The 23,069-nt window shown below is 42.2% G+C and carries 19 protein-coding genes, 2 tRNA genes, 1 rRNA gene and 1 riboswitch; all 22 genes read right to left on the reverse strand.

Annotated elements, in window-relative coordinates; all coding sequences use genetic code 11:
* A 16S ribosomal RNA gene (locus BLO53_RS09225) occupies positions 1–232 on the reverse strand; the annotation flags it as partial.
* A gap of 158 nt (positions 233–390) precedes the next feature.
* Positions 391–479 (reverse strand) — tRNA-Ser (locus BLO53_RS09230).
* A gap of 56 nt (positions 480–535) precedes the next feature.
* Positions 536–621, reverse strand: a tRNA-Ser gene (locus BLO53_RS09235).
* A gap of 262 nt (positions 622–883) precedes the next feature.
* Entirely contained in the window at positions 884–1,936 is a 1,053-nt protein-coding gene (locus BLO53_RS09240) for a glycosyltransferase family 4 protein (protein WP_092060800.1), read from the reverse strand.
* 43 nt (positions 1,937–1,979) lie between these two features.
* A complete protein-coding gene (gene ispD, locus BLO53_RS09245; protein ID WP_092060803.1) occupies positions 1,980–2,687 on the reverse strand; it encodes a 2-C-methyl-D-erythritol 4-phosphate cytidylyltransferase in 708 nt (235 codons plus the stop codon).
* A 50-nt stretch (positions 2,688–2,737) separates the two neighbouring features.
* Positions 2,738–3,823, reverse strand: a complete 1,086-nt coding sequence (gene tsaD / locus BLO53_RS09250) for a tRNA (adenosine(37)-N6)-threonylcarbamoyltransferase complex transferase subunit TsaD (protein ID WP_092060984.1) — start codon at positions 3,821–3,823, stop codon at positions 2,738–2,740.
* Between the two features lie 44 nt (positions 3,824–3,867).
* Positions 3,868–4,434, reverse strand: a complete 567-nt coding sequence (locus BLO53_RS09255) for a DUF6715 family protein (RefSeq protein WP_092060805.1) — start codon at positions 4,432–4,434, stop codon at positions 3,868–3,870.
* 59 nt (positions 4,435–4,493) lie between these two features.
* Positions 4,494–5,414: a ribonuclease Z gene (locus BLO53_RS09260; RefSeq protein WP_026488752.1), complete on the reverse strand. Its 921-nt coding sequence runs from the start codon at positions 5,412–5,414 to the stop codon at positions 4,494–4,496.
* Positions 5,415–5,446: 32 nt separating this feature from the next.
* Entirely contained in the window at positions 5,447–6,682 is a 1,236-nt protein-coding gene (tsaB, locus tag BLO53_RS09265; RefSeq protein WP_092060807.1) for a tRNA (adenosine(37)-N6)-threonylcarbamoyltransferase complex dimerization subunit type 1 TsaB, read from the reverse strand.
* 23 nt (positions 6,683–6,705) lie between these two features.
* Positions 6,706–7,143, reverse strand: coding sequence for a tRNA (adenosine(37)-N6)-threonylcarbamoyltransferase complex ATPase subunit type 1 TsaE (gene tsaE, locus BLO53_RS09270; protein WP_026488750.1), 438 nt, complete (start codon positions 7,141–7,143; stop codon positions 6,706–6,708).
* Between the two features lie 104 nt (positions 7,144–7,247).
* On the reverse strand, positions 7,248–8,027 hold the full coding sequence (locus BLO53_RS09275; protein WP_092060809.1) for an ECF transporter S component: 780 nt from the start codon (positions 8,025–8,027) through the stop codon (positions 7,248–7,250).
* A 129-nt stretch (positions 8,028–8,156) separates the two neighbouring features.
* A riboswitch (FMN riboswitch) is annotated at positions 8,157–8,274 on the reverse strand.
* 76 nt (positions 8,275–8,350) lie between these two features.
* On the reverse strand, positions 8,351–9,643 hold the full coding sequence (locus BLO53_RS09280) for a UDP-N-acetylglucosamine 1-carboxyvinyltransferase (protein WP_026488748.1): 1,293 nt from the start codon (positions 9,641–9,643) through the stop codon (positions 8,351–8,353).
* Between the two features lie 112 nt (positions 9,644–9,755).
* On the reverse strand, positions 9,756–11,345 hold the full coding sequence (locus tag BLO53_RS09285) for a M23 family metallopeptidase (RefSeq protein ID WP_092060812.1): 1,590 nt from the start codon (positions 11,343–11,345) through the stop codon (positions 9,756–9,758).
* Positions 11,346–11,378: 33 nt separating this feature from the next.
* Entirely contained in the window at positions 11,379–11,876 is a 498-nt protein-coding gene (locus tag BLO53_RS09290) for a hypothetical protein (RefSeq protein ID WP_092060814.1), read from the reverse strand.
* Between the two features lie 257 nt (positions 11,877–12,133).
* Positions 12,134–12,790 carry a GTP pyrophosphokinase gene (locus BLO53_RS09295; protein ID WP_092060816.1) on the reverse strand — a complete coding sequence of 219 codons (657 nt, stop codon included), beginning with the start codon at positions 12,788–12,790 and terminating at the stop codon, positions 12,134–12,136.
* 32 nt (positions 12,791–12,822) lie between these two features.
* Positions 12,823–13,761, reverse strand: a complete 939-nt coding sequence (locus tag BLO53_RS09300) for a glycosyltransferase family 2 protein (RefSeq protein ID WP_092060818.1) — start codon at positions 13,759–13,761, stop codon at positions 12,823–12,825.
* A 112-nt stretch (positions 13,762–13,873) separates the two neighbouring features.
* Complete coding sequence (locus BLO53_RS09305) at positions 13,874–15,223, reverse strand: LCP family protein (protein WP_092060820.1); 1,350 nt, start codon at positions 15,221–15,223, stop codon at positions 13,874–13,876.
* A gap of 97 nt (positions 15,224–15,320) precedes the next feature.
* A complete protein-coding gene (locus BLO53_RS09310; protein ID WP_092060822.1) occupies positions 15,321–16,727 on the reverse strand; it encodes an undecaprenyl-phosphate glucose phosphotransferase in 1,407 nt (468 codons plus the stop codon).
* A gap of 28 nt (positions 16,728–16,755) precedes the next feature.
* A complete protein-coding gene (locus tag BLO53_RS09315) occupies positions 16,756–17,715 on the reverse strand; it encodes a glycosyltransferase family 2 protein (RefSeq protein ID WP_176757228.1) in 960 nt (319 codons plus the stop codon).
* Entirely contained in the window at positions 17,715–19,142 is a 1,428-nt protein-coding gene (locus tag BLO53_RS09320; RefSeq protein WP_092060826.1) for a glycosyltransferase family 2 protein, read from the reverse strand. The genes BLO53_RS09315 and BLO53_RS09320 overlap by 1 nt, the downstream gene beginning before the upstream one ends.
* Positions 19,143–19,163: 21 nt before the next feature.
* Entirely contained in the window at positions 19,164–20,903 is a 1,740-nt protein-coding gene (locus tag BLO53_RS09325; RefSeq protein WP_092060828.1) for a phospho-sugar mutase, read from the reverse strand.
* Between the two features lie 67 nt (positions 20,904–20,970).
* Positions 20,971–23,064 (reverse strand): glycosyltransferase family 2 protein, encoded by a 2,094-nt coding sequence (locus BLO53_RS09330; protein WP_092060831.1) that lies wholly within the window; start codon positions 23,062–23,064, stop codon positions 20,971–20,973.
* Between the last annotated feature and the right edge of the window lie 5 nt (positions 23,065–23,069).

Below are 23,069 nucleotides of genomic sequence, written 5' to 3' on the forward strand. Positions count from 1 at the left end.
GAGTTTTTCACACTGAGTCATGCGACTCTAGTGCGCTTATGCGGTATTAACAGTCGTTTCCAACTGTTATCCCCCAGTATGAGGCAGGTTGCCCACGCGTTACTCACCCGTCCGCCACTAAGATTTAACAAGAATCCGCCGAAGCCTCATCAGCGTTAAATCTCCGTTCGACTTGCATGTGTTAGGCACGCCGCCAGCGTTCATCCTGAGCCAGGATCGAACTCTCACGTTTAAAAGTTTGATCTGGCCAGAACTCAAGCTTGGCTTTTTGTTCTGTCCGTTATTTACTAATTTGTTCTGAATAAATTCTCTTAGAATTTTTCAGGGTTGCATTACTGTTTATTTGTCAAGGTGCTTATAATTATGAGCCTTACTAGTTGCATAAGGCAACGCAGAAGGAGGGATTTGAACCCTCGCGCCGCTATTAACGACCTGCACCCTTTCCAGGGGTGTCTCTTCAACCACTTGAGTACTTCTGCAAAATAGTTGATTAACAATAATTATATTGCTGTATAGCAGCGTGTTCATAATTAAGCGGAGCGAAAGGGATTCGAACCCTTGTGGCGTTGCCGCCAAACGGTTTTCAAGACCGCCTCGTTATGACCGCTTCGATATCGCTCCGAGTGTCTTATTATTAAAATAAGATTCGCTTTCGTGTGAGTGTTTGTTTCGCTCACCGCAGCGCAAGATTTATATTAACAAAGCAAACCTAAAGTGTCAACATGTTTTTTCTATTTTTTTTAAAGTTTTTATAATATTACGCTATTTTAGGCAGAGCTTTCACGCTTATTCAAACCACTTTTTCACCATTAATAGCACCAGAAGCCGCATGGTTGATGCATTCTGCAGCTTTTCCCATTTTGCCAAAAATCGCCAAAATCTTTTACAGAATTTTTTTGTAAATTTCCAATAATCTCCTGATATTAGCCTCTACAGAATACTTCTCAACCACTTTTTTCTGGCCCATTTCTCCCATTGAAAGTGCTTTTTCTTTATCACTCATCGCCTTTTCAAGCGCATTCTTTACCGCATTCTTATCCTTGGGCTTAAATAAAATACCATCAATCCCATCATCAATTATTTCAGGAATACCCCCTACAGCACTAGCTGCCACCACACACTTATGCAAAAGAGCTTCTATTATGGATACAGGAAATCCTTCATAATATGACGGAAGTACCAGTACACCACACTCATCAAGGTACTTGTTCTTTTCCTCGCCATTTATCCATCCAAGGTAAGTCACAAAGTCACTGCAGTTTTCCACTTTTTCTTTATATTCAGAGTCCTCATATATTCCGCCTAAATAAAGATGCGCATCCTTATTGACGCTATATATCTGCTTCATTGCTTCCAAAAGCTCATCAATTCCCTTATCCCGGCATATTCTCCCCAGGAACAGCACCTTATTGTAGTCCTTCTCGCCCTGTACATGGCAATCTGCAACCCTTATACTGTTTGGAAATACTTCTATCTTGTCCGGATCTGTTATCTGTCCAAAGAAATCCTTCCACCCCTTAGTCAGAACCAGCATTACATCACCCATGTCCAGAATATTCCGGACATAGTCCCTTTTTGCATCACTTAGCTGTTCATTAAAATAGGTCTTAAAATCCCCTCCATGCTGATGAAGCACTATTTTCTTGCCGCTTTTTCTGGCTCTTTTTATAAAAAAGGACTTCCTCATAAAGCTGGAATCTGAAGAAAAGTGTATATGCACAACGTCGCACCAGGAAAGCTCTTTTACAAAACGACAATAAGCAAAGGCAGCCACCAAAAGCTTTCTTAGTTTGCTGCCCTCTTTCATTGTTCCTATGTACTTAAGACTTACTTCCTGATCAAATCCCGCAGCATAGAGCTCATTGACAACTGCAGATATTCCACCGTGAACGCCTCTATCAGGCCCCACCATCAGCACCTTAATCTCTGTGCTCATAAATTTAAATCTCCCAACGTACTAGTAAATGGTATAAATAGCATCACATATTCCTTAAAATAGCCTCTGCAGAGGGAATATCATCTGGCGTCGTTATTTTTATATTTGTATAAGAACCCTCCACCAGCTTGACTTTTTTGTCAGTAAAATACTCCACAACCATGGCATCATCCGTTATGTTGACACCCCTAGCCATAAGTTCTCCCTCTTCTCTGTCAAGTCGCTGATACAATTCCAGGATCATCTTGTAGGAAAAGACCTGTGGCGTCTGAATAAGCCAGGTATGAGCCCTGTCTGGAGTGCTCTCGGCAAAGCCCTTGTCGTCAGCAATTTTAATAGTATCCTTGACAGGCATACCAACAACACAAGCGCCATACTCCTTTACAGCATGCAATGCCCTTAAGATAATGTCGTCTGTGATAAAAGGCCTTGCGCCATCATGGATAAAGGCATACTCACAGTCTGGAGCTGCTGCCATCAGGCCAAGTCGAACACTGTGGTATCTGGCTAATCCACCTTCCACAATTGCTGTAACCTTATCGAACCCATACTTTTCCACAATATCTCTTCTGACATAATCCACATCACCGCGAGAAACCACTAGGACTATATCATCAATTATGCTTTCTTCAAAAGCCTTCAAGGAATAATAAATTAGAGGTTTTCCCCCAATCTCCATGTACTGCTTTTTAACATCAGAATTCATCCTGCTGCCGCTTCCTGCAGCAAGTACAATAGCCACAGTTTTCATACAAAACCTCCAACGAATCAATCACATACTTATCATTTCAGATCAGACATTCAATTCCCTCTTCCGTGGAATTTGCGCTCTCTGTCTCCTAGTGGCAGATTCGGTACGGCATTCATATCAAGGCCAAATCTCACGCCTTTTTTGTACTCATAATATGCAGCTGCTCCGATCATAGCAGCATTGTCAGTGCACAAAACTGGTGATGGCCTGTAGAACTGTATCTTATTTGCCTTGCACTCTTTTTCCATAAGTTCTCTAAGTCCAGAGTTAGAAGCAACTCCGCCTGCAATAGCAAGCTTATTGTAGCCATATTCCTTGCAGGCCTTGATAGCATGCGATACCAAAACCTCCACAACTGCCTTTTGGAAAGAAGCAGCTACATCGGCCTGATCTAGCTCCTGTCCCTGCATTTTAGCCTGATTTATATAGTTCAGAACAGATGATTTTAATCCGCTAAAAGAAAAATCGTATTCCGCGTCTGGAATCTGCGCCTGCGGGAAAGTGAAAGCATCAGGATTTCCTTCCCTGGCGGCCTTATCTATCTTGGGGCCTCCCGGATAACCAAGGCCAATTGCCCTTGCCACCTTGTCAAAGGCCTCCCCTGCCGCATCATCTCTGGTCTGTCCTATTATCTCGTATTCACCATAATCTTTTACAACAACAAGATGAGAATGGCCGCCGGAAACAACAAGACATACAAAAGGCGGCTCAAGATCCTTATTTTCAATAAAATTAGCGCTGATATGGCCCTCAATATGATGCACACCAATAAGAGGCTTACCTGTGGCAAAAGAAATAGCCTTTGCCTCAGATACTCCCACTAAAAGAGCTCCTACAAGACCAGGGCCGTAGGTTACTGCAACAGCATCAATATCTTTAAGTGTAAGATGGGCTTCTGAAAGAGCTGCCCTGATACACCCATTCATCTTCTCAACATGCTTTCTGGATGCAATCTCAGGAACAACACCGCCGTAAATAGTATGCAGTGCAATCTGAGACGAAATAATATTTGAAAGAACCTCTCTTCCGTTTTTGACAACTGCAGCTGCAGTTTCATCACAGGAGCTCTCTATAGCAAGAATAAGCACATCTCCTGAGTCCTTGACAGCATCGGAATTGCCGTCCTTTATTGACATAAAGATGACACCGTCATCTTCAACATTTTTATCTATCTTCATTATTATCCCTCTTTAGTCTGCCAACCCAGGATTTTCCACCTGCCATCGCCATCCTGTCTTAATAAAAACTGATATATCGCTGGAATTCCAGCTGTTCCCTGCCTTAAATAAATATAGCAGTCAACTGTGCACGCATTTCTACCGTCTAACTTTCCTTCCATGCCTATACGCTGCACCTGATATACTGACATAGAATAATCATCTTTTTTTCTCTGAGTAACTTCATCCTTGATGGACTTGTTGAAATTGACCTGATTATCAAGAAGTTCACTGTCCATGATACCAGATAAAACATTTATCATCTGATCTGCCTGTTCATCTGAATATGTCTCTTTATACATTGTCTGCATGATCTTGCAATAAAACTCAACCACCATTCTAGGGTCAGCGGGATAATTTTTGTCCAAGTTAGTAGTTGTGATCTCATCAACCACTGTAAGCTTGTAGTTCTCACTATTATCGACATGTTTTCCCCTAGTCAGGACAAAATAGATTCCCAGAATAAAAATAGCTCCAAGCAAAACCAAAACTACTGATTTGATAAGTGCAGACTTTGTACTGTTTTCCATTTCCCCTCTTTTCTGGCAGGTCATCCCTGCGCATCAGTTAACAATACTGTTATTACACGTCATTCCTCAAAGCGAAGTTCTACGCTACGTCCGTCCTTGGCTGCAATAGTCTTTGAAAAGATCTTCTTAGCCTCCGGAAGATATTCAGCAGGATTGACCAGAGATGGGCTGTAGTGGGTAAGCCACATTTCTTTTACCTTGGCATCCCTTGCCATTCTGGCTGCCTCATAGAAAGTCATATGCTTGTACTCTCTGGCCTTGGCCTGTTTGTCTGGCTCGCCATACATTCCTTCACAGATAAAAAGATCTGAATCTGCCGCATTTCGAACAATACTATCCGTAGGTCTTGTGTCAGTGGTATAAGTCAGCTTGATGCCCTTTCTATCGGCCCCCAGCACCATATCTGGCGTAAATACCCTGCCATCCTCAAGAGTGATAGTCTCACCCTTTTGCAGGCTGTTCCAATACTGCCTTTCAATTCCTGCGGCAGTTGCAGCCTCTACATTAAACTTGCCCTGTCTCTTAAGGCTCATACTATAGCCATAACAGGTAATATTATGATTAACCTTAAATGCCGTAATACTAAAGCCCGGCATTCCATCAATTTCAAAGGTATCTTCCTCGGTGGTAAGTTCCTTGAATCTTATTTCGAAAGGAAGTTCCGGAGCTATAGTCCTAAGCGCATTTACAACTCTCTCAACCCCCTTTGGCCCAACGATCAAAAGAGGTTCCGTCCTCTCTGCATTTCCCATAGTCAGCAGCATTCCCGGAAGACCTGAAACGTGATCTGCGTGAAAATGCGTGAAGCAAATAACATCAATTGGTTTAGAGCTAATGCCCTTCTTTTTCATAGCGATCTGCGTAGCCTCACCACAATCGATGAGTACGCACTTTCCGTTGTATCTCACCATAAGAGATGTGAGAAAACGGTTAGGAAGTGGCATCATTCCGCCAGTTCCAAGTAAACATACATCTATCATAAATTCCTTATTCCTCTGTAAAAAACTAAATATTACTCTTCCTGTCTACATTTCCAGTAGATGGCAGCATCTTCCTTGGGTTCATCATAAAAACCTGGTCTTAACCCCTCAGACACAAAGCCAAGCCTCTCGTAGAGCTTTATAGCATGTTCATTGCCAGCCCTGACTTCCAAAGTATAGTCCTTGATTCCGATACCACGACCTCTCTCAAGGAGCTGCTTCATCATCTTGTAGCCAATGCCCTCGCCTCTGCAATCTCCTGCTACAGACACATTGGTAACCTCGCCGTCTCCAGAAATATTCTGAACACCGCACATGCCAACAATCCTTCCGGCTTTCTCAGCCACAAGATAAATCGTATCATCCCTTGTAAGAGCTGTAGCAAGCTGGTTCTGAGTCCAGGCCTCTTTTCCAAGATTCTCTTTTTCCAAAAGAGCTGCATCTGTAATATCCTCAGCTGTCATCTGCCTGATTCTGACAATTCCAGGAGTTTTACGGGATTCAAGCTTTCTCTTCTCCCTATCTGTAGTCTCACCAGTGCCTTTTTCCCTGGCTTCCCTTTCAGCCTGGGATAGCCTTAGATACTCAGGTGCAAATTCGTCAGAAGAGACCATCCTGCCCTCTTTAGCATACTGCATAGCAAGAGCGCAAAGCGCTGCTCCACTCTGCCTGTTCTGGTGCATAGGTGCAATAGAAAACGGAACCTTCAAAAGTTCCTCAATCTCATCATGATAAGCTGGAACTCCATCTCCTAAAAGAACCACTGGCTTACCAAGCTCATTGATCCTTGTAGCAATATCCTCGATGGATGTTGCAAACTGCTCATGGATCACCTGCATGTCAAAGGTTCTCTCAAGGCTCTTGCCTTCTGGCGTATTGGGCACAAAGGTATAAAGACCTGTGTACACCTGCTTTCTCTTAGCATCCATCATAGGGCATATTATCTTTTCTACTCCATACAGGTTATACGCAATGGCATCCACTGTAGGAATCGGTATTATCGGTTTATCAAGAGCAAGGGCAAGTCCCTTGGCTGTGGCACTTCCGATACGAAGCCCCGTAAAAGAGCCAGGGCCCTTAGCCACAGCTATAGCATCAATACTGGACAGATCAAGATGTATCTTCTTGCAAATGTCCTCAAGCATTGGCATTAAAATCTCAGAATGTGTTGTTTTATATTGAACTGAAAACTGGGAGACAAGCATATCGCCGTCAGCAATAGCCACAGCTCCCACCAGTCCTGATGTGTCAATTCCTAATATCTTCATAATCTACTCTTTATCTAATTAATTTATTTCTTGGTCATAGTGATCAGACGATAATCAAAACCTTTTTCAAGATTCTTTTCAATGACTATCTCTGTGTAATGCTCAGGCAAAAGCTCCTCTATAAGATTAGCCCACTCCACAAAGCAGATTCCATCTCCATAGAAATAGTCCTCATACCCAATCTCGTCCATTTCGCTCACATCGCCGATCCTGTACACATCAAAATGGTAAAAGGGGATTCGGCCTTCATCATACACCTGCAAAATAGTGAATGTAGGACTGCTGACAGGCCCTTCTATTCCCAGGCCTCTTGCTACTCCCTGGGTAAGCACCGTTTTACCAACTCCAAGATCACCCACAAGAGTATACACCATTCCAGGCTGAGCATTTTCTCCAATTCTACGACCAATTTCAAAGGTTTCCTGAGCGCTAAACGTCTCATGCTTTGTAACAATATCCATAAAAACCTCGCAAAAAACAAAATCTCTCTCTTGTAGTATATCATAAAAATGGCGCCCCTCCAAAAAAGGGCGCCATCTCTAAACTTATTTAGTTTTGAAAATATTTATGCCTCAACAACTTTCTTTTTGGGTACTGCCATCTGGTCAGCCTTAAGAATTGGGCTAAGCTGCTTGTATACAAGGAATGTGATTGCCGAATCAGCAAGTCCCTTAACAAGGTTAAATGGAGCAACTGCAAAGAGGCAGAATGTAGTTACATTTGTGATTGCAGGATTGATTGCAGCTCCCATCTGTACAAAAGCATCAATTCCGCTTCCGAACATGATTGCATAAGCAGGAAGAAGGAAAAATGCATTAAGAAGTGCTCCTACAAGTGAAATACAAGCAGTTCCAACAAAGCAGCTGATAAGGGCAGCTTTTCTTGTTTTCTTAAATCTGTAGATGATTGTTGAAGGCAGAATAAATGCAGCTCCTACAACAAAGTTTGCAATCTCACCTACAAATCCGGATGTTGTTCCCTGAAGAAGGATGTTGAGAGCAACCTTTATAAACTCAATCATTACGCCTACAAGGGGCCCAGCAGCAAATCCGCCTATAAGAGCTGGAATATCACTAAAGTCAAACTTATAAAAGCCTGGCGCAAAGAAAAGTGGAAACTCAAGGAACATAAGAACAAATGCAATAGCTGAAAACACACCAGTTATGGCAATCTTTCTGACGCTTAAAAGTCCTTCTGCATGTCCTGTGAGCTCTTTTTCCTTCTTGCTGGCAATCTTCTCAGCAACGATAGTAATTGCAATAGCGCCTACGATCAAAAGCACCAATGCCAGGAAGGTTGTCCAGTTGTTTCTTACTGTGTCTAATAATGTCTGTGTCTCGTTCATGTTTTTCTCTCCTTTTCACATCGGGTTGATAAAACTGAGAGATTGGGTTCTCGCACCATTATTTTTGGGCAAAAGAAAAAGCTCCAAGTCAAAAACAAGACCTGGGGCTATTAATCCATAAAACCTTTTCTCATTCTTCTCTCATCCAGACTATACTGTCGGTTTTGGAATTGCACCAAATCAGCCGCCTAAGCGGGTCGCGGACTATACCGCCGGTTGGGATTTACACCCTGCCCCGAAGAATCTCTTTTCTAAAACTTATATTAGACTTCTATGTATACTGTTGTCAATACTAATTGCATAAAATTTAATTTTTCTTTTTATCAAGCATGTTTCATCTTAAACTTCTGGATATCTCTGTCGGAGTCCACCTTCTCAATCTGTCCTCCAAGGTCGCGGATCTTCTGATCAAAATCCTCATAACCTCGCTCAATATACTTGATATCCTCTACTGTAGAATACCCCTCTGCAGTAAGAGCTGCAATTACAAGCGCAGCACCTGCACGAAGATCAGGAGCAGAAACAGTAGCACCGGTATACTTGTCCACACCCTCTATGATAGCAGTGCTACCCTCAACCTTGATGCTGGCTCCCATTCTGGTAAGCTCATCTACATACTTGAATCTATTTTCAAAAATGCTCTCTGTTACAATACTGATTCCACTGGCAAGTCCCAAAGCTACTGTAATCTGTGGCTGCATATCCGTAGGATATCCTGGATATGGAAGGGTCTTGACATGTGTGTTCTGAAGTCTTCTGGTAGCTACTACTCTAACCGCATCGTCAGACTCATGGATCTGACATCCCATCTCAATAAGCTTGGCACTTATTGATTCCAAATGCTTGGGGATAACGTTCTTGACAGTAATGTCACCCTTGGTAGCAGCGGCTGCGAGCATGAATGTTCCAGCCTCAATCTGATCTGGAATGATCGTATACTCCGTTCCATGAAGTCTCTCAACGCCCTTGATCCTGATAACATCAGTTCCAGCGCCCTTGATATTAGCTCCCATACTATTAAGGAAGTTAGCAAAGTCAACTACGTGAGGCTCCTTGGCAGCATTCTCTATTATGGTCTTACCTTCTGCCATCGATGCAGCCATCATGATATTGATAGTAGCTCCTACGCTCACAACATCTAGATAAATATGGCTTCCAACAAGTGCATCGGCGCGGGCATCTATTATGCCGTGTCCAATGTTGACCTTAGCACCAAGCGCAGTAAAGCCCTTGATATGCTGGTCAATAGGTCTAAGGCCTATGCTACAGCCTCCTGGAAGAACTACTCCAGCTTGTTTGTATTTACCAAGAAGTGCTCCCAAAAGGTAATAAGAAGCTCTTATTTTCTTAATATCATCGTTATCAAAAATATAATCTTTTATCTGCGAAGCATTTATCTTGACTGAATGTCTGCCAGTCTTCTCAACAAAGGCTCCTGAACTTCTGATAGCCTGGAGCATTGCATTTGTATCTGATTCATCTGGCACATTATCTATATAGACGGTCTCATCTGACATGATAGCAGCGGCCAAAATAGCCAGTGCAGCATTCTTGGCACCGCCAATCTCGACCTCTCCTACAAGGGGATTTCCGCCCTTTATTACATATTTTTCCATGAGCAACCTCTCTGTTGCGTGTACAATCTTCTTAAAACAAACAAATAATATTTATATCACAAACATACAACTTTGTAAAACTACCTCTTAAAAGCATACAACTTATTACGCTTTAATTCAAATAATTAAGAGGGTTCACCTGAGAGCCATTGATAAGAATCTCAAAGTGAAGATGTGGTCCAGTAGAAACACCGGTATTACCTGAAAGTGCAATCTTCTGTCCCTGTGATACCTTCTGTCCTGTAGAAACAAGTACCTTGGAAAGGTGTCCATATCTTGTTTCCCTTCCATCTGCATGCTTGATATAAACACAATAACCGTATCCGCTTCCCCATCCGGCTCTTGTAACTGTTCCCGAAGAAGATGCCATAACAGCGGTTCCTACTGGTGTTGCCCAGTCAACTCCCTTGTGGTAAGTAGAAGCTCCCTTTTTAGGTGCACTTCTTCTTCCAAATCCAGAAGTAAGTCTTCCACCAGAAATTGGCTTTATATAAGTAGGTGGTACAATAGTTCCTCTCTCTACAATCTTGGGAACTGCAGGGTAAGTCACTTCCTCTTTTTCTATCTCTCTGCCATTTTCACTCTTGTCTGTATAGCTTATCAGAGCAACAACCTTACGATGGCCAGCTGATGGCTCCTGTAGGACCTTGGACTGTGTTGTATACCAGCTGTTGTTATCAACATACTGTATCTCAGCCTCATAATCTTCCTCGTAATACTCTTCAACTGTATACGCAACAGAAAGCTCAGGCTCAGGGACAGTAACTATAAGCTCATCCTCGGTTCTTATTCTGGTAAACTCATCCTCAAGAGATTCGTTCATATCTATAAGATCCTGAACAGTAAGTCCATACTCAAGAGCAATTGAACTAAGGGTATCTCCTGATTTAACCTCATAGATCTGATTGGTCTCTTTATCCTTGGTAACTTCATCTATAGCTTCTGAAAGAGGTGTAAGCTCATCATCTGGCAGATAACTCTCAACAATCTCAACCTTATCTTCAAAATCTATGGACATAAGGCCAAGCTTGTAATCGCTAAAGTCCTTGTCATAAGCCAGAGGAGTTGCTTCATTAACAATTTCAGAGATAGTTGCAAAAAAACCTGACTCAGGCATACTTGTCTGGGCTATCTCTTCTTCTCTTTTTACCTCTTCCTTACTCTGAACATTTGTAGTAAGGACGTTAACTTCACGACCTGGGTCTAGTACAAGACTCACATCATACTGATCTTCTGTGTCATAGTTAGAAAGAGCTGTCTCAAGAAGTTTCATAACTTCATCGATGCTGGCAAGATTAACAGAAAACTCATTGATCTTGATTGAATACGCTCTATTAAGTGTGCTCTTCTTGCTGTCATTTAAAACAGTCTCCATATTAGAGGCCACAACAGAAGGGGACTGAACCGTACCCCAGAGTACGTTCTGTCCCTCTACATCAAGATTGGCATTAGCAAGTGTAAGTTCATCTGTGCTGTTGGATATAGATTTCCTGGCCATTCTGAGTGCCTCATAGGCATCATCCCTGGACTCCACCGTTCCAACATCAACACCATTTAATACAACCCTAAAAATATTATTGCCGCCCTTCTGATATTTAACAAAGCTTGGCATAAATAATATCCAAGCCACTATAACCACCAGAGTGGAATGCAAAAACCATATTTTGATCTTATTTCTAAAAACTGTATTTCTAAAAATCATAAATAAAATTACTTCCTAAAAATAGTCGTACCTTTAGATAATACCAAGAAAACGAAGAATATTAAATACTAAATCTACAATTACAAGCAGTATAGTAATAATAGAAAGAGGTAACAGAGCGCTATTCTTGGTCTCAACAGAAACCTGAAGAGTTTCAAGTCTGTTTTGTATATCTTTTATTTCCTCTTTATTTCTGTCCTGGCTCTTCTCTATCACTGCCTGGACGTTTCTATATACCTGAACTCCAACGTCGTGGATCTTTGTCTGATTTTCCTCAAGCTTTTCCTTGTACTGTCTGGTCTCTTCCTTCATCTCCTGAAGCTGATCCTTGTAGTCCCCTGCATCGCTGCGCATTTCCTCAAGAATTGCTCTATATTCCTCCGACGTGCGTTTCATCTCTTCGAGCTGAGCTTTATACTGCTCTGCTTCCTGCTTTATCCTGGCATTCTCTGCAGCCTCAGCCTGTGAATTGGCCCTGATGATATCCTGTGAGCTAAACTTCTCAGCAAGCTTGTTCATAAAGTTTTCCACTGTACTTCCTCCCAACAATTAAAGAATATCAAACAACACAATCATACATTTATTATGCACTTTTAACAAGTTTGACTTTGTAAAAAGATTTTTATTGTCGCATTTTACTATCTGTTCATTAGTTGTTCATAATTTGTTAATAATTGCATTGTATAGTATTTACATAGCCGTAAGGAATACGGCAACTGACAAACGAAAGATAGATTTTTTCATAATAGGGTAGGTGCGGGCGACCGTATCTACCCACTCCTCATTTTTCACACTTTTTCTTCACTAATCGCCAGAATCTCCTCATTAAGAGACAACATTCTCGCATCCAGATCTGCCACCATCTTGGCACATTCATGAAGTTCTGAATTAATATGCGTTGGCGCTTTCCCCTCAAACTTATACTGTATCTTATGCTCAAGAGAAGCCCAGAAATCCATAGCAACAGTACGTATCTGTATTTCCACCTTAACATTAACAATCCTGTCAGAAAGATAGACAGGAAGCGATACTATCATGTGATAGCTCCTATATCCACTTGGTTTGGGGTTCATGATGTAGTCCTTGACTGTAAGGACCTGGATATCCTTCTGATTGCTGATCATTTCAGCAATCTTGTAGATATCAGAAGTAAAAGAACAGATGATCCTGACGCCAGCAATATCGTTGACGTAACGGACCATGTTCTCGATTGTAGATTCATAACCGTTTCTCTTAAGTTTCTTGACAATACTCTCAGGAGCCTTGAGCCTTGCCTTAGTGTGCTCGATAGGATTATACCTGTGCACCTCCTGAAACTCTTCATTGAGAATCTCTATCTTAGTTGTGATCTGCTTGAGAGCAGAATTATAAAGGAGGTTAACTTCCTCCCAGGTCTTAATATCATCAGAAATTCTGATGTTACTTCCAGCAAGATCTAATTCCATATTAGTCTCCTATCCAGCGACGAAATGAATCATCAAACAGTTTCTGCCCAATACTCCTTGTTCATTGAAAAAGCCCTGACAAAGCTCTTTGGAAGCTTCTTGTAGTTCCTGCCTAGCTTGTAGCCCAAAAATCTGCATCCACACATTACAATATAGTGAGGAATGAGATAGGACTTACCGATATGTCTAAAGTGCTGAATTGTCTGTCTGACCATCTTCTTGCCCTCTGACTCAGAGCTGATTCCGCCAAAGATTTCCTGATGATCAGTCTGGGATACGCCAAGATCAAAGTTTCGATGGAACTGCTGCATACAGGTATAGTTGTGGGAATGAATAACTCCAGCCTCTGGAACATAGCATATTGCATAACCCTTCTTGCAGGCATTTCCGGCATAAACCATATCCTCATTAAAGATAGTCTTGTGAGTAAAGCCCCCAATCCTGTCATAAATGTCCCGCCTGTACATAGCACAGACATTTGAGCAAAAATAAGTCTTGATACCAAGTTTCTCAACATCCTTCTGAGTCTTCTTCATAGGCTCATTTGGGTAGTTGAATTTCCTGCTGTATCTCTCAGCAAGATTGCAGTCCGTCTTGGGGTACTGTCTTGCATAAGCTGCCGCAACATCGCTATCAAGAGCCTTAGCAAGACTTGCTATAAGCATCTTGTCCTTGGGAAATGCATCCTGCGTCATCATCAAAAAGAATTCTGCTGTAGAAAGAGCTACTCCCTGATTTCTGGTCTCTCCATGATCAAATTCACTCTTGGTTACATGTCTTACAATTATATTGTCAAATTTCTCCAGAGGGTTCTCTCTACTGGATTTAATCAGTTCATCCCAATAGTGCTCCTCAGTGTTCATGATAATAATATGTTCAGGTCTTATAGACTGTCTCTCCAGGTCATCAATCAATCTAAAAAGTGATATATCTGGTTTGTAGGTGGGTATAATGACATCTACAGTATTCATAAATTCCTCGCAAAAAATTAAGTATTGTAACGAAAAGGGGCATGGGTTGCAATAAACCCTGCCCCTATAATTTTATCAAAAAATGTCCCAATAAGAAATAACGACACGACTCTTAATTCAAATAAGAGCTTGTATCAGACTTGATCTTATCGCTGTACTTCTTAACATCCTCAGATACTGTATATTCAGAATCCTCAAACAGGAACTGATGCAACCACTTTACATTTGATTCAAGATCAACTGCAACTACGCAGCTTCCCTTCTTACCAATTGTACCTGTTGCACGCATTGATTCCTCTGGGAATCCATTGTTATCTACTACTTCGTAATTAGCAATATTCTTAAGAAGAGCAAAGATCTCCTCCAGGTCAAGTGATGTATAAGTCTCACCAAACGCCTTGTTGGCAACTGTCTCAAGCTGTGAATAGCTCATGCCCTTTGCCTTCTCAAGACAAGCCATAAGAACTGTTCTCTGTCTCTCAGCTCTCTTAAAGTCATCTCCAGCAGTGTATCTGATACGGCAGTAAGCTGTTGCCTGAAGGCCATTAAGTGTCTGAAGGCCTGCGCTCTGAACAGGTGTGTAGTTGAGCTTAAGTTCCTGCGCCATAGTAGCCTGGTAGTTGTTAAGGTGAGAAATCTCAGCATCTGTTACCTCGATAGGAACACCGCCAAGAGCATCAACAACATCTGTAAGTCCTCTGAATCCGATAGTGATAAAGTCCTCAATATCCATATCAAGATTCATGTTAAGCATTGAAATAGCCTGCTCTGGACCACCTTCACGATAAGCCGCGTTACACTTAGTGTACTCGTCATTACTAAGGTTAAGATATGTATCACGGTAAACTGAGCAAAGCTTAACTTCTCCATTGGAGTTATTGATAGATGCAATGATAATTGTATCTGTTCTTGTCTTCTTGGTAAGCTCGCCCTCACGGGAGTCAACACCAAACAGTGCGATGTTGGTATAGCCCTTCATCTCCTGGTTATCAGCAACGCCCTCGTTGATACTGTTGTTAATAACTTCCTCATTCATGTTGACCTTACCTACCTTGGTAACATCAACCTTGAAGAATACCTGATAAGCAGCAAATAAAAGAACGCAGGCAACTAAAATCTCTGAGATAACAAGAACAATTCCAAGTGTCTGATTCTTTTTCTTCTTGCCACCTCTTGATCCGCCATTACCAGATCTGCTGCCCTGTCTGCTACCTGATGGGCGGCTTCCAGAAGGTCTTGCTCCACTCCTGGAGCCAGCTCCTGAACGTGATCCGCCACGTGAAGCAGCAGCGCTTCTCTCATAACTCTCAGATGATCTCCTACGAACTGGTCTCTCATCGTAGTCATAATCATCCTCGTACCTGTCACGTCTTCTATCATCTCTGTATCTGTCATCTCTTGAACTTCTCTGTGATGACCTTCTATTATCTCTCTCGTAATATTCGTCGTCACGGTTTCCCATATATATAACCTCCCAACATAATTGCAATAATAAAGGTGGCGTGAAATTTCACACCACCTTACATTTTGCCACAACTATTGAAATAACGCAACGAATATTAATATGCATTTTTATTGACAAAGCCATATCTGATGGTTCCCAGAATGATCTTTATGTCAAAGAGCATTGACCAGTTTTCTATGTAGTAGATGTCATAGTCAATTCTTTTCCTGATAGAAGTATCACCTCTGTAACCGTTTATCTGTGCCCATCCTGTAAGCCCTGGCCTTACCTGATGCTTGACCATATATCTTGGAATCTGCTCCTTGAACTTCTCAACAAACTGAGGTCTCTCAGGCCTTGGCCCCACAAGGCTCATCTTTCCAAAGAGAATGTTAAAAAACTGGGGCATCTCATCAATACTTGTCTTTCTAAGGAAGCCTCCAACCTTGGTAACTCGTGGGTCATTTTTGGTTGTCCAGCCTTTCTTTTCCTCAGCCTCTGTCTGAACCCTCATAGTTCTGAATTTGTACATCATAAAGGGCTCACCGCCAAGGCCAATTCTCTCCTGCTTATAGATGATAGGTCCCTTACTGCTAAACTTAACCGCCAGTGCCGCAGCGATCATAATTGGCGAAAAGAGAATTATAGCAATCAAAGATCCCACGATATCCACAAGTCTCTTTGCAATCCTGTTAAAGGAATTAGTAAGAGGAACATATCTAATGTTAATAACAGGAAGTCCCTGTACATCCTCTGTATATGGATTACTTGGGAAAAGAGACTGATAATCCGGAATGAACTTGGTATGAACACCTGATTTCTCGCACTGAGCCACAAGTTCCTCTAGTATATCATAATAATCAAGAGGAAGAGTGATCGTAATCTCATCATAACTTCCCACAGACAGGTAATCTCCAAGCTGATCTATAGTTCCAACAACCTTGACTCCGTGATAGCTGGTATCAATAGGCACATAGTCATCCAAAATACCTGCAACATCATAGCCCCACTGTGGATTTTCCTGTATCCTGCTGATATAACCTTCCGCAGCTCTTGAATATCCCACCAGCAGAATATGCTTGATATTGTAGCCTTTTTTCCTGATGTACCTTAAAAGCTGCCTGAGAAGTCCATGCGCAACCGTGGTAAAAATCACATTTATCACAGCAAACATAGCGATCATGGTTCGGGAGAAGTCGTTTTGCTTGAACATGAACAGGAAAACCAAAAAGCTCAAAACACCAATTGCATTGGCCTGAACAATGTCGATAAACTCATCCCAAAGCTTGAGTGCACGCCTTGATGTGTATAGATTTACCATGTAATAAAGGAAAAGATATCCAGGCACCAGAAAATAAAGCGCAGAAAAGTAGGTCTCCATTGAAAGACGGCCACCTGGATTTCTATCGCCGAGGAATGATTCAAACTTGATATAATAGGACAACATGTAGGAACCGGCTACAATCAGCCCGTCCACTACTACATGGGCCCTATTCAAATGTGTCTGGTTGTCTTTGATCATCTATATGCTCCAAGCTACCAGCGCGCCGTCAGACAATCCTCTTTATCAGATTTATCCACAGCTCAAACTGCATCAGAATGCTGTAAGCAAACTGCCTTGCGCCAAAGGTAACTCTTTTATCGTAATTTTTTATAATCTTGGAAAAACCTTTTGAAAGCCCCTTTATGTGAGCTCTCCCCAACCCTTTTCTAAGATAAAAAACATGCTTAATTATAACACCTGCCACAAATAATGGAAGGTTAATAATTATCTGCAGTATATTCATATTTTTATAGATAAAGTATAAATTATTGGCGGCAGTTAGTTCAACCTTAAATGCATTGTGCCTCGAACCGCTAGAGGCGCTGCCAACATGATATACAATAGCCAGAGGCTCGCAAACATTAACGTACCCAAAGAGCCTTGCCCTGTATCCAATGTCCACATCCTCAAGGTAGCAAAAATGTGCCTCGTCAAAATAGCCAATTTTCTCAAATACTTCTCTTCTATACATGGCTGCACCTGCACAGGCACTGGTAATGCAGGCCCTTCTGGAGTAGCGCTCTTGTGGTTTATCCTTGGAAGGTGAAAAAGCCCATCCAAGAGCACAGTAATAATCGCCTGCATCATCAATATTATGCGGCTCCTTTACTTGGAGCATCTTGGCCTGAACACTGAACACCCCAGGCTTATGGTCAAGAACCGTCCCAAGAGCCTCAATAACGCCCACATCGCAGATGGTATCATTATTTAAAAGAAATACATATTCCGCATTTGTAGCCTTGATACCCACATTTACCGCATTTGCAAAGCCTGTATTTTCAGGCAGGCTCACAATCCTAACGTTTGGAAAATCTCTTTTGACAAGCTCTATACTCCCATCGCTCGAGCCATTATCCACAAGAATTATTTCCATATCCCTGTAGCTCTGCTTCTGAAGGCTTTTAAGACAGTCAGTGAGATATTTTTTCCCATTGTAATTAGGGATGATAACTCCAACTTTCTTCATTATTTCACCCTTTTAACGGCCTTGGGATCCCATACCACCCTAAGGCCTCTTCTTTTCATTTCTTCCCCGAATCTGATACTCATCTCCACAATAGCATCCGGAGTAAAAGAACTAAGTCCATCCCCAGTACTTACCTTGCCATCAAGAGTCCCGTCCAGAGCACAGATATATGAATTCTCATATTTTACCCCTGTTATCTGTTCATAAACAGGAATAAGATCCTCTCTCACGGCTATACATCTAACATCCACAGCATAGCAATCCTGCTGCAGAGACGCTCTGTGCTGTAAGCCGCCGCTATACCCTTCAGGAAGTCCTGCATACATAAGGCTTTTGTCCTTAGTATAAGCGCCGCCTGCAATTCTCCCCTTTTTATTAAGGATCTTGCCTCCAACGCAGCCCACATCACTTCTACAGGAAAAAATATTGGGAACATAATTTATCCTGTAAAATCCAAGATGAGGAAGAGGCTCAACCTCAGACTTGATCCTGTATCTGTTGCACAGATCAAGAAGTGCCTTTTTGCCCGCCTCATAGGCATAAGTCTTGCTGGCAGGATTGGCCGCTGTAGAAGCGCTATGGCACCTCCAGTGATACAAGATCTTTCCAATGTGAGCTATCTGTCCGGAAGCAGCAGGCATCTCAAGAGTTGCCTCAGCACAGGCCCTTAAAAACAGGTCAAAATCCTGAGCCCCGTCATAATCTCCGCGCAGCTTGAGTCTTCTAATGACATCAGCTCTCATAACAGTAAAATGGCAGATATAGTTATTGGATAAGAGTAGATCCATGTTAAAGGCTGGCTTTATATGGGGTTCCACATACTTGCCCTTACTATCATCATATTTATCTTCATCAGAATAAATAAGTCTCACAGGACAACTTCTATAAACTGACAGTTTATTCTGTTTCATGCTCTTTCTGATTACTCTTGAAACCTCATAGAGCGCATCAGGAGTTAGGAAATCATCATGGTCCAAAAGACCTATGTAATCCCCGGTTGCCTTCTCAATACCTTTATTGGTATTCTCTGAAATCCCAGCATTTTTATCAAGGTGATAATACTTGATCCTGGGATCCTTTTCCCCATACTCCCTGGCAAGATCAAGGGGCTTTGGAGAAGCATCTGCTAAAATAAGCTCCCAGTCACCGTAGGTCTGATTTATCACCGACTCGATCATTTCCTTTAAGTACTTTTCCGGAGTATTAAAAAGAGGAACCACAATGCTAAACATCGCACAGTTCCCCGCTTTTGCAAGGAGTTTATACTCTTCCCTCTGCTCGTTTAGAGCAGCCTCATTGCAGGGCACAAACTCATATTTATTTTTTATTTTATCTGAAACACGTTCAAGGGCTGCAAAAAATGCGGCCCTTGTACCATTGCGTTTCTGATATGCAATTGTCTTACGGACCGCATTTATTATTCCCATAATACCCTTTTCAAATAAAGATTAGCCTATAACAGCCTTTACAGCATCTGTAAGTTCATTCTGAAGCTTTTCTGCATCTGCTAGATCTTTGCCCTTTACTCCCATGTAGAACTTGATCTTGGGCTCTGTTCCTGAAGGTCTTGCGCAGCACCATGCATCATCATTGAGAGCAAAGTAAAGAACGTTAGAGGTTGGAAGACCTGTCTGACCCTCTTTGCCAGATGCCATATCAAGAGTCTTGCCTGTCTTGTAATCTCTGAACTCCTCTACAGTCCATCTTCCGAACTCCTTAGGAGGATTCTTACGAAGCTTATCCATAAGAGCTGCGATCTGCTCAGCGCCCTCTTTACCCTTCATTGTGATAGAGTACTGGCCTTCCTTGTAGTAGCCATACTCCTCATACATATCGATCATTGCATCCCATACGCTCTTGCCCTGCTTCTTGTAGAAGGCTGCAAGCTCGCACAGCATCATAACTGCAACTACAGCATCCTTGTCTCTTGCGTGAGTTCCTGCAAGACATCCATAAGACTCTTCAAGACCAAATACATAATTGTATGACTGACCATTCTCTTCAAAGAGCTTGATCTGCTCACCGATATACTTAAATCCAGTAAGAACCTCGATATAATGAAGGCCATACTTCTTGGCAACAGCCTTGGCCATATTAGTTGTAACGATAGTTGTTACGAAAGCAGGATTAGCTGGCATTGTGCCAGTTGCCTGTCTCTCTCTTAAAATATAATCTCCAATGAGCATTCCGGACATATTTCCTGTAAATGCCACATACTCGCCTGTCTTTGTATCTTTGGCATAGATTCCAAGTCTGTCAGCATCAGGGTCAGTTGCAAGTACAATGTCTGCATCCTTCTCTTTTGCCAGCTTGAGTGCAAGCTCGAAGGCCTTAGGATCCTCTGGGTTAGGGTAAGCTAGTGTAGTAAAGTCTGGATCTGGAAGTTCCTGCTCTGGAACAACAAATACATTCTTGAAACCAAGCTCCTTGAGAACTCGTCTTACAGGAAGGTTACCTGTGCCGTGGAATGGAGAATATACGATAGTGAACTTCTCAGCCATCTCATCGATAACATCCTGATGAATGATCTGCTTCTTAAGTTCAACCATGTACTTGTCATCAATTTCCTGACCAAAAGATACATAGAGCCCCTGGGCAATAGCATCTTCCTTGGACATTGTCTTAACCTCATGGTAATCAGTGATAGCAACTACCTCTGAAATAATTCCTGTGTCGTGAGGTGGTGTGATCTGCGCACCATCCTGCCAGTATACCTTGTATCCATTGTACTCTGGTGGATTGTGGGAAGCAGTTACCATTACACCTGCAATACATCCAAACTCTCTAAGAGCAAAAGAAAGCTCTGGAGTAGGACGAAGAATATCACTTACATAAGCCTCGATTCCGTTAGCTGCAAGGCAAAGAGCTGTCTCATCGGCAAACTCTGGTGAAAATCTTCTACAGTCATATGAAATAGCAACGCCCTTCTTGGCAGCATCTGGTCCGCCGTTCTTCTTGATATAGTTGGCAAGTCCCTGTGTAGCCTTACGAACCACGTACTTGTTCATTCTATTAGTACCAGCTCCTATAACGCCACGAAGACCGCCTGTACCAAACTCAAGCTCTCTGTAGAACCTGTCCTCAACCTCTGCCTCATCATTTCTGATGGCCATAAGTTCCTGTTTGGTCTCGTCATCAAAATAAGAATCATTAAGCCAGTATTCAAGCTGTTTCTGAGCATCACTCATAATTATTATCCTCCTCGTGCTCGGTTAAAAACCTTATACATTTTGAATTATAACATATTTTATACATTTACTGCGTTCTCAAGCTGGAATAGCCCTCAACATTTAAGCTGAAATCACTTCTATCCAGTGAGAAGTTCGGGTTGTAGTAAGGATCACCTTTATCAAGCACTTCCTTCCACTTTGTGCGGAAATGCTCTGACTCTTTCTCATAACGCTGTGCATTCTTGCCCTCAAGATCAAGTCCTCTTGAAAGAGACTCATAATGGAACAGCTCTGCAAAAGGAGTAAATACATTAAGGTACCCTTTTTCGCGAAGCTTTAAGCAGAAATCCACATCATTGAGACTTACTTCAAAGGTCTCATCAAAGCCGCCAACTTCATCATACTTTTTGCGGCTCACCATAAGGCAGGCACCTGTAACTGCGCTCACATCCTGAGCATAGCACAGCCTTCCCATATATCCAAGGTTCATGCCAGCCTGGCCATAATGTGAATGACCGGCAGTTCTGTGGGCTCCAAGCTTTAGAACAACGCCTGCATGCTGGATCTTTCTGTCAGGGAAATAAAGCTTGCCGCCAACGGCTCCAACATCATCTCTCTGAGCATACATAAGAAGCTCTTCCATCCAGTTTACAGTAATAACCTGTGTATCATTGTTCAAAAGAACTATGTACTCACCGCTTGAGCATTCTACTCCGTAGTTCACTACCGCAGAATAGTTAAATGAAGGCTTGCTGCCATCTGCGTTAAGGTGAGCTCCGTTCTCGTAAAAATCAACTACCTTGACTATGTCTTTTAAGGCACCGTTTTTAAGTTCTTCATAGTAGCCCTTGATTTCTGCTCCAGTGCTGCCGTTTTCCACAACAATGATCTCATAGTTGTCATAAACTGACTTCTCAAAAATAGAATCTATGCAGCGCTTTAAGTCCTCTGCGTGCTCGCAGTTAGGGATCACTATAGAAATCTTGGGAGTTCCAATAACTTCATAAGTAATCTTAAAGATTGTCTCAAAAGCCCTCGTACTTGTGATCTTGAAGTGGTCATAGCCATGGCGTCTTAAATGATCTGCCACAGCTCCTTTTGCTGCCTCAATTGCATAAGGCTTGGCACTGATACTGGATGCTACGCTTCCTGCATGACTTCTCCAGTAGTACAAAAGCTTTGGAACATGGACTATGTGCTGTGCTCTGTCAGTGAGTCGAAGGATCATATCGTGATCCTGGCTTCCATCAAACTTAGTCCTAAAGAGCTCTGTTCCATCTAAAAGAGTTCTCTTAAACACGCTAAAGTGGCAGATATAGTTGTTGGCTCTAAGATTATCAATAGCATAATCAGGCTTAAAGTGCATGGTTATCATCTTGTTGATATCATCACCCTTAAAGGTTGTCTCATCACAGTAGATATAATCAGCATCTTCCTCATTTATAGCCTTAACATACCAATACAGAGCCTCTGGATGAAGGATATCATCATGGTCAAAAAGACCTATGTACTCGCCCTCTGCCATTTCCAGGCAGTGATTAGTGTTTCCGGCAATTCCCTCATTCTTTTCAAGTTTCATATAAGAAATCCTTGAGCCGTCCTGAAGACCCCTGGTCCTGTCTTTAAAACGATCAAGGCTCTTTAAAGCCTCTTTATCCTTGGCCTTATACTCATCAACTATAGACCTTACAAGCTCAACATGCTCACTGTCAGAGCCGTCTGCAAGGCACAGCTGGAAGTTACCATAGGTCTGGTACAAAACAGACTCTATCATGTCCCTTAAAAACTTCTCAGGAGTGTTGTACAAAGGTACTAGTATGGAGATAAGTGGCTCTTTTTCGAAAGCCGTGCTCTCCTGAGCTTTTCTCGTCTCATCACTTGGAAAACTCTCTGTTCCATAATGAGTCATGGCTTTTTTTTCAATCTGCTTGTACTTGATCTTGGCTATAACGCCTCTAAGTGACCCCTGGTTTCTCAGACGGTCTCTTTGTCTTATCACAAAGTGCATTGCATTTCTTGCTGGTGTACTTGCCTTCCAAATAGGATTATTTTTAATCCTGTCCAGCTTAAACTGAAGCTCCTGATTCTTGTCCTCGACTTCAGCAAGTCTTTCAGCCAGATCTGCACTCTTTAATTTTTCTCGCTCATAAGCGGACTTATAATCAAAATCGTCCTGCATATTCT

This window comes from Butyrivibrio sp. INlla14, assembly GCF_900102515.1.
Taxonomy (GTDB): Bacteria; Bacillota; Clostridia; order Lachnospirales; family Lachnospiraceae; genus Butyrivibrio.